General features: G+C 65.1%; 6 protein-coding genes. 2 read left to right on the forward strand and 4 right to left on the reverse strand.

Annotation, left to right across the window (positions count from 1 at the left end):
* Positions 1–102: 102 nt before the first annotated feature.
* From BPODLACK_RS08550 to BPODLACK_RS08560, 3 genes are read right to left on the reverse strand one after another with little or no spacing between them, the layout of a single operon-like run.
* Entirely contained in the window at positions 103–2,220 is a 2,118-nt protein-coding gene (locus BPODLACK_RS08550) for an acyltransferase family protein (RefSeq protein WP_159405091.1), read from the reverse strand.
* A gap of 16 nt (positions 2,221–2,236) precedes the next feature.
* Entirely contained in the window at positions 2,237–2,419 is a 183-nt protein-coding gene (locus BPODLACK_RS08555) for a cellulose synthase (UDP-forming), glycosyl transferase family 2 (RefSeq protein WP_159405092.1), read from the reverse strand.
* Positions 2,416–4,023: a glycosyltransferase family 2 protein gene (locus BPODLACK_RS08560; RefSeq protein ID WP_236577637.1), complete on the reverse strand. Its 1,608-nt coding sequence runs from the start codon at positions 4,021–4,023 to the stop codon at positions 2,416–2,418. The genes BPODLACK_RS08555 and BPODLACK_RS08560 overlap by 4 nt, the downstream gene beginning before the upstream one ends.
* 204 nt (positions 4,024–4,227) lie before the next feature.
* Between BPODLACK_RS08560 and BPODLACK_RS08565 the strand changes: the two genes are divergently transcribed.
* Together BPODLACK_RS08565 and BPODLACK_RS08570 are read left to right on the forward strand one after the other, a co-directional pair.
* Complete coding sequence (locus BPODLACK_RS08565) at positions 4,228–5,454, forward strand: alpha/beta hydrolase (RefSeq protein ID WP_174324707.1); 1,227 nt, start codon at positions 4,228–4,230, stop codon at positions 5,452–5,454.
* Positions 5,455–5,548: 94 nt separating this feature from the next.
* Entirely contained in the window at positions 5,549–6,376 is an 828-nt protein-coding gene (locus BPODLACK_RS08570) for an SGNH/GDSL hydrolase family protein (RefSeq protein WP_006435371.1), read from the forward strand.
* Between the two features lie 58 nt (positions 6,377–6,434).
* Here BPODLACK_RS08570 and BPODLACK_RS08575 read toward each other — a convergent pair whose 3' ends face one another.
* Complete coding sequence (locus tag BPODLACK_RS08575) at positions 6,435–7,139, reverse strand: hypothetical protein (RefSeq protein WP_006435370.1); 705 nt, start codon at positions 7,137–7,139, stop codon at positions 6,435–6,437.
* Positions 7,140–7,522 lie beyond the last annotated feature (383 nt).

Consider the following 7,522-nt stretch of genomic DNA (forward strand, 5'->3'; position numbering starts at 1 on the left):
TCTGGCCACCAGCGGGGACCTCGACCTGGCCACCAGTGGGGACTTTCTCATGGCCATGGACAGGGGGGCTCCTCGCTGCGCTCGTCGCCTACTCAACCAGCTTTATCGCGCGTTGTAGTCGAACCTCTGCTTGTCCAGCTGCGCGCGGAGCGCCGGCTCGAGGACCCGCGCGGCGGTGGCGGTCAGGTGCGAGTCGTCGCGGTAGAAGAGAATCTTGTTGTGCGCGGCGAAACACGAGTTGCCCTCGCACAGCAGGTCGTTAACGCTGACCGTTGTCACGTCCTGGTATTCGTCACGTGACACGACGTCGGTGATCGGCTCGATGCGCGGGTAGTCGTCGAAGTTGAACTCGCACTTGGTCCAGTCGTCCATCGAGCCGGAGATGCAGTCGGCCACCTGGAAACCCGGGTAGGGCGTGTCGGCGATGTAGACGAGCTTGGCGCCGGTGTTCCGCAGCTGGATCATCGTGTGCGTCCACGCGGCCTCGGAGACCACACGGTCCGGCACATACGTCGACAGCGACGAGACGAAGATGATCCGCGGACCCACCTCAGCGATGCGCTTCAGCGTCTCCTCGCGCCACTCCTGGCAGTCCGGCTTCACGTACGGGTCCGGGATGCGAGGCTGCGGCCGCAGGTGCTGGGCTGGGCAGGCGGCCTTGGTGAACTGGTGGATGCGCCAGCCGTGGTCGGCGCCGAGGTTGCGGATCGCCTGCGCCCACTGGTCGGCGTGACTGTCGCCGAAGAGCACCACCGGGATGCCGTCGGCCGGACCGAAGACGCAGTCGGTGCGGGGCGCGGTGTCCCCCACCGGGATCAGGCACTCGAACGGTTCGGGCCGGTCGTCGAACGCCTGGAACGGATTGGGCGTCACCGGGCCGGACTGCTCACCGCTGTCGGTCCCGAACACCGACTGATACGTGAGCGACGCGTTCGCGACGGTGTCGCGGCTGGCCACCTGCACGGTGATCACGCCGGCGGTCATCGTGACCGCCAGGGCTGCGACGACGCCGGTCAGGCCCAGCGAGATCGACGCCGAGTCATTGCGTTTGAGCTCGCGGTTACGCAGCAGCGGTTCCTCGAACAGCAGCGTCGAGATGGTCGCGAGCACCAGCGATCCCGCCGACACGGCCAGTAACACCGGCCAGCTCGACGACCCGACGACCGCCTCATACAGCACGATCGCCGGCCAATGCCACAGGTACCAGGCATACGAGACCCGACCGAGGAACTTCAGCGGCGGCGTCGCCAGCAGCCGTCCGACGAACAGCGAACCCGTTCCCACGGCACAACCGGAGGCGATGACAAGGGCGGCACCCGCGGTCGGGAGCAGCGCCGCGGTACCGGGATACGGCGTGTGGGCGTTCACGATGAACCCTGCGACGACGATGCCGGCCAAGCCCGCCCAACCCAGCACGAGGACAACGGGATTGATCGCGCGGAGGCCACCGAGGCGTGCGAGAGCCGGCGTCCCGATGGCCACGAGGCCGCCCACGCCGAACTGCCAGGCGCGGGTGTAGGTGGCCATGTAGGCGGTCGCGGGATCGGTGGGCGTCAGCACGATCGCCCACACCAGCGACGCCACGCTGACCAGCAGCACCGCGATCCCGACCGACCAGCGGACCGAGAGGTGTTCGCGCAGCCGCGTCCGGGTCGCCAGCGCACCGGCGCCGATCACCAGGAACGGCCAGATGAAGTACAGCTGGGCCTCGATGGCCAGCGACCAGAAGTGTGTCGCCAGGCTGCCGTCGATCGCGCCGGCCAGGTAGTCGGCGTTCTGCTCGATGAAATGCCAGTTCGCCAATTGCGCTGCCGCGGCGAGCAGATCGAGCGCCTGCTTGAACACCTTGAGCAGAGGCATGAAGATCGCGGCGCCGATGATCGACACTACGATGACCAGCGCGGCCGGCGGGATGATGCGGCGGGCGCGCCGGGCGAAGAAGCCGCGCAACGAGATCCGTTCGTGGCGCTCGTACTCGCGGACCAGCAGCCCGGTTATCAGGAATCCGGAGATCACGAAGAAGACGTCGACACCGACGAACCCGCCGGTCAGGTACGGGACGTGCGAGTGGAACAGGACCACGAGCAGCACCGCGATACCGCGCAGGCCGGCGATGTCGTCGAAGAATGTTGTGGGCGCGACCCGCATCGGCGAGGTCGGCGCCGCGTCGGGCTCCACCTGCAACGCACGCATCGGCTGGGTCGGGGCTTCGTACGGCATCAGCCCGCCCTGCCGATCACTTGGTGTCCCACGGGAGCATGATGTCGAAAAAGCCGAGCGCCAGCGCCGCGATGAACAGGATCACCAGCGTGTAGCCGACGACCTCCCACGCCGAGATGCGATTCCAGTTCGTCGGGTTGGGGCGCTCGGGATGGGCTACGGGGCGCGTGTCGTCGGGTTCGGGACCGAACGCCGTCATGCTGCGATCTCCTCTGGTTCGACCTCAGCCACGCGCGAACAACGCCGCGGCAGCAGGATCTTCACGAACTCGACGAACAGCGGCAACGCCAGGTAGGTGTAGGCGAGCATCAGGCCGACCATCATCCAGAACTGGGCCAGCCCGTACTCCATCACGTCCCAGACGATGGACACCCAGAACGCGACCAACGACGCCCCGAGCACCGTGGCGCCGAGCCAGGAGATGGAGCGGGCCAGCGAGTTCGACTGGCCGATCACGCCGGTCGGCACCCAGCCGATCTCACGGCCGACGATCTTGTGCCAGATCGCCACCGCATGCGCGTAGCTGTAGGCCATCTGGATACGGAGCACCTCGAAACGCCAGCGGGTACGCGACACCAGCGGGAACAGCACCACATACACCCACAAGCCGAGCAGGAACGGGACCAGCTGCGCGGGCCGCACATCCTCGGGATAGAAGACCGCCATGATCACGCCCGGCAGGAAGAGCAGGAAGACGTTCATCGCGGTGGTGATGTAGTACAGGACGCCGGCCCACCGGGCGATGCGTTGCCTGAAAGTGCCCTTCGAGACGGCCCTCCGCAAGCTCCGGGCCTCCTCAGGGAGCGAAGGGAAATGCGGTGTTTGCAGTCCGGGGAGCGCGCGCACGCGCGTCAACGTCCCCTGACACCAGCGGTACTGCTGGTTGAGGAAGCCCGCGAGATCCGACGGGCACAGTCCGCGCGACAACACCACCGGCACATAGCGGATCGTGTAGCCGGCCTGCTGCAGGTGACGTCCGGTGTGCAGATCTTCACTGTGCTCGATCGCGGCGAAACCACCGACCCGGTCGATCGCGCTGCGCCGATAGATCGCCGACGTCCCGACGCAGTTGGCCGCGCCGATCCGATCACGCGACGGCAGCACCCAGCGATAGAAGAATTCCTGCGTCGCGCCGGCGGTGCGTTGAATCCAGTTCATCGACTCGGTGGTGGCGAAGCATTGCGGACTCTGCACGATCGCAACCTGAGGGTCGTCCAAATAGGGGACCAGATGGCCGAGAAAATCGGGGCGGGGACAGAAATCGGCGTCGAAGATGACGATGAATTCCCCATGGCTGATCCGAGACGCATGTCGCAGATTGCCGGCCTTACGGAGGTGCCCGCGGTCGGGGCGGACCGCATAGTCGAAACCGAAAGATGCTGCCAGATCGTGAACTTCCTCGCGTGCCGCGTCGTCGAGGACGTAGACGAACAGCTTCCCGGGCCAGTTCATCGCGACGACATGCTCATAGGTGTTGCGCAGGATTTCCAGACTCTCACCACAGGTGGGCAGAAAGACGTCGACGCTCGGATATCGGCCGTCGGGCGGATTCCAGGAAGTCACGCGCTCCTGATGCGACGACCATGTCACCCGCCGTTTGTTCATGCCGGTCAACAATGAAAATGTGTTCCCGATCACATTCGCTACAAGAATGACGAGAACCGGCGTGAGCCATGGATGGGTCGTCGCGAATGCGACAAGTGAGACGGCGACCAGCACGAACGCGGCTGTCAGAACCAGCTGAATCCAGCGCATCTGCGGACCGAGATATTCGTAGACCTCGTCGTCGTCCGGCGCGGACACGGCCAGCGGGTTATGCTGCGGCGCAGGAGGTTCAGCGTGGCGTCGAGTACTCGGCACGCGCGCCTTATCGACGTCGACCAGCACCGGCCCATCAGCCGATGACACACCTGTTCTCCGAACCCCGACGGATAACTCCACCCACCCAGAATCATTCAACGAATACGTCGACGCAAACCGCCCGAATCGACGGGTTACCGTTCTCGGGTGAATTCCAGGTGGGGGCGAGTGCGGTACGTCGGCGTATGTGTCGCCGTCGTGTCCGTTTTCGGGATGGGGATCTCGGCATGCGCGTCGACGTCGGGGGGCGATTCGACGGCCGGAACGCCGAGTTCGACGGCGTCGTCGACGAGCGTCGTGCTGAGCGCGGAGGCGGTCGAGCAGCGCGGGGAGATTGTTCGGACGGACGACGCTCCCGACTCCTGGTCATTGCCATACGGCACCGTCGCCAAACGACTGGTCTATCGGTCCACTTCCGGCGTCGACGGGTCGACGACCTCGGTGAGCGGGGCGGTTTTCGTTCCCGATTCCACTCCCCCGGCCGGCGGCTGGCCGCTGATCGCCTATGCGCACGGAACCACCGGCATCACCCCCGACTGCGCGCCGTCGGACCAGGCGGACATGTTCGGTGATCTGACCGCGGTCCAGGATTTCCTCGACGCGGGATATGCCGTGGTCACCACCGATTACCAGGGACTCGGCACGCGTACCGGTCGTCAGGCGCCGCACCCGTATCTCGAACCGCGCACCGCCGCATTCAACGTCATCGACGCGGCCCGCGCGGCCCAGTCCGCAGGTCTCGGTATCAGTCCGCGCTGGCTGGCCGCAGGCCGCTCGCAGGGTGGCGCGGCGGTCTGGTCGACCGCCGAGGAGTTCGCCGGCTACGGCGGCGAAAGTGGCGAACTACTGGGCGTCGTGGCCGTCGCGCCACTGCTCGATCCCCGGTACTTCGCGACGCGCGCACAGGAGAACACCCTCACGCGCGCCCAGCAGCACCTGTATCCGCTGGTGGTGCACGGGGTCTCGCAGGCCGACCCGGCGGTGAAATCCGGCGACCACCTCTCCGCGCTGAACAGCTCCGCGGTGCCGGTGTGCGGCGATGACCGCACCGCGGTGTCGTTGCTGTCGGTGCCCGCGGATACCTCGCTGGGCGCCGTGACGCCGGCAGCCGCCCAGACCCTGCACGCGCGCCTCGCGGCCTACACCCTCCCCCGCACCGCGACGAAGGTGCCGATCCTGGCGGTCTACGGGGCGGCCGACAATGTCATCCCTCTCGATGTGATGGAAGACACACTTCGACGCGCATGCGAGGCCGGGGATCGGGTACTGAGTGTTCGGCAAGAACAGCAGGGGCATATCGTCAACCCTGGTCCCGCTATGGCGACCTGGGTCCGCGACCGAGTTGCTGGATTGCCCGCACCGAGTAATTGTTGAAACAAACGAGCCCGACGCCTCGCGCGTGGCCGGTAAATGGCCGCTATGGTGACAAAGTCGCTAGACGAGAAACGCGGGTTGGGAGACTTGTTACATGTTCAATGCCGTAAAGCGCATTGCCGGTTCTGCACCGATCTGGGCTTGGATCGTCATGGTCGTGTGTGCGCTGGTGCTCGTCGTCGGTCTCGTCGTGTCGAGTAATCGAACCGCTCCGACGTCGGACGCGACGGCAGCAATGACCCCGACCAGCTCGACCCCGCTCGAGCAGCCCGCCACCCTTGCCTTCATGGAAGATGCCAAGGCGCATGCGGCTGAGCCGAGAACAATTGTGCTGCTCGGTGATTCGACCGGTGCCGCCCGCGACGGCTGGGCACCCAAGGTCGGCACCGCGATCAGCCAGACCCTCCAGCGGCCGATGGCCACCAAATTCTGGAACACCACGACCAACGATTACGGCGCAATGGTCGGACTCGGCGACGGCCCGAACGGCCCGATCGGATTCTGGAATGGCAGCGCTTCCGGGAAAGACGCGAACTACGCGCTCGAAAATCTCGACAAGATGATTCCCGCGGATGCCTCGCCGGATCTGATCATGCTCAATTTCGGACATACGCAGGATCCGAAGACCGCGCTCGCCGAACAACTGCAGCCGCTCATCGCTCAGCTCCGCAAGGAATACCCGAACGCCGACCTCGTCGCGATCAAGCAGAGCCCGGCGCAGGGCAAGAACACCGGTGAACAGACCGCCGGCTTCGCGTCGGCCATGGACGCCGAGGGCATCCAGGTGATCGACGTCTACTCCGCCTTCCCCACCGACGACGCGTCGCTGGCGCCGCTGCTGAAGGACACCGTCAACCCGAGCCCTGCCGGACAGCAGATCTGGACGACGACGGTTCTCAAGGCCTTCGAAGTCCAGGCGTAGGTTCACGCGTCACAACGGCCACTCTTCACGCGGTGCAGGTTCGTCTGACCCAGCGTGCCTATCGTGCCCCTCTGGCGGAAGCCTGCCGACTCACGCGGAACGCGCGTACTGCGACAGGCCTTCTCAAAACCAGTGCCACCGAACGAAATTCGTAGCGCCTACGGGTGTACCACCGACGAGCTCGACGACCTCGCTCAATCCGCTTTCGGGTCGCCTCTTCGGCGGCGTCGTCGAGCGACGTAAAGAGTCCGTAGTCTGCCCGTATCCGTCGAATCTGCGTGGCATGTGGGGAGTACGCGGGCAAAGGAAGGCCGGCGAGGCGGTACACCGGTTGCCGGAAGTCGTGGGCTGTGAGCAACGCGAGCCAGGCCCAGATAAGCATCCCCAGCGCGAACAGGACCGCCAGTACCCGCGACGAAGCCGTCAGCACGCCGGGTACGAGAGCGCCGACAAAATAGGCGCTACCGATCAAGGCGCTACCCCAGCCAATAGTGGAGAACACAAATGCGCGCCCGCGCTGAGGACGGGGCAGCGTGATCATGTCGAATCGACGCAGAGCCTCGGCCCAGCGATAACGCTGCTTGAGCGACGCAACGGCGGGATCGACATCGTCATCAGGCAGCAACGCCATCAGTTGCTCTACCTGTTCATAGTGCGATCGGCGTTGCTTCTGCCGAATGTACAAGGCCCCCAGCGCAGAGAACGCCGGGACGAGCGCAGCGAGAAGCCCCACATAGAATTGCGGGTCGACAGGAATTGCCACCCTGAACTCCCTTCGGATGGGGGACATCCCCCGTATCCGCTCTGCCAGATGAGGACGCGAGACTAACAAGCGACTCCGACAGATCACCTGTCGAGCGTCCCGGAGGAACCACAAGTTGAAGGTCGCAGAACGGTGCGTCAGTGTTGCGAGTTGCTTTCGCATTGCGAAAGACGTTGTCATACCGCTGGTTTGACCGAGACGTCGACTGTGGAAAAACCTGGCGTTCGAACATATGTTCGTGTACCTTGGAGTCATGGCGGAGCTCACCACACCTCTCGACCACCTCATCGATCAAAACGGTCGGTGTGTGGTTCCCCCGGAATCGTGGAGGACTCCTCTATGCGGCTTCGGGCTCGGTGACTGCGGTGTTCTCGTAGTCGACC

The organism is Gordonia sp. YY1 (genome assembly GCF_009872315.1).
GTDB classification, from domain to species: Bacteria; Actinomycetota; Actinomycetes; order Mycobacteriales; family Mycobacteriaceae; genus Gordonia; species Gordonia amicalis.

Bases quoted from the DNA above. Each gene is read 5' to 3' on its own strand.
- BPODLACK_RS08550 (WP_159405091.1), bottom strand. From the start codon at position 2,220: ATGCCGTACGAAGCCCCGACCCAGCCGATGCGTGCGTTGCAGGTGGAG.
- BPODLACK_RS08555 (WP_159405092.1), bottom strand. From the start codon at position 2,419: ATGACGGCGTTCGGTCCCGAACCCGACGACACGCGCCCCGTAGCCCAT.
- BPODLACK_RS08570 (WP_006435371.1), top strand. From the start codon at position 5,549: ATGTTCAATGCCGTAAAGCGCATTGCCGGTTCTGCACCGATCTGGGCT.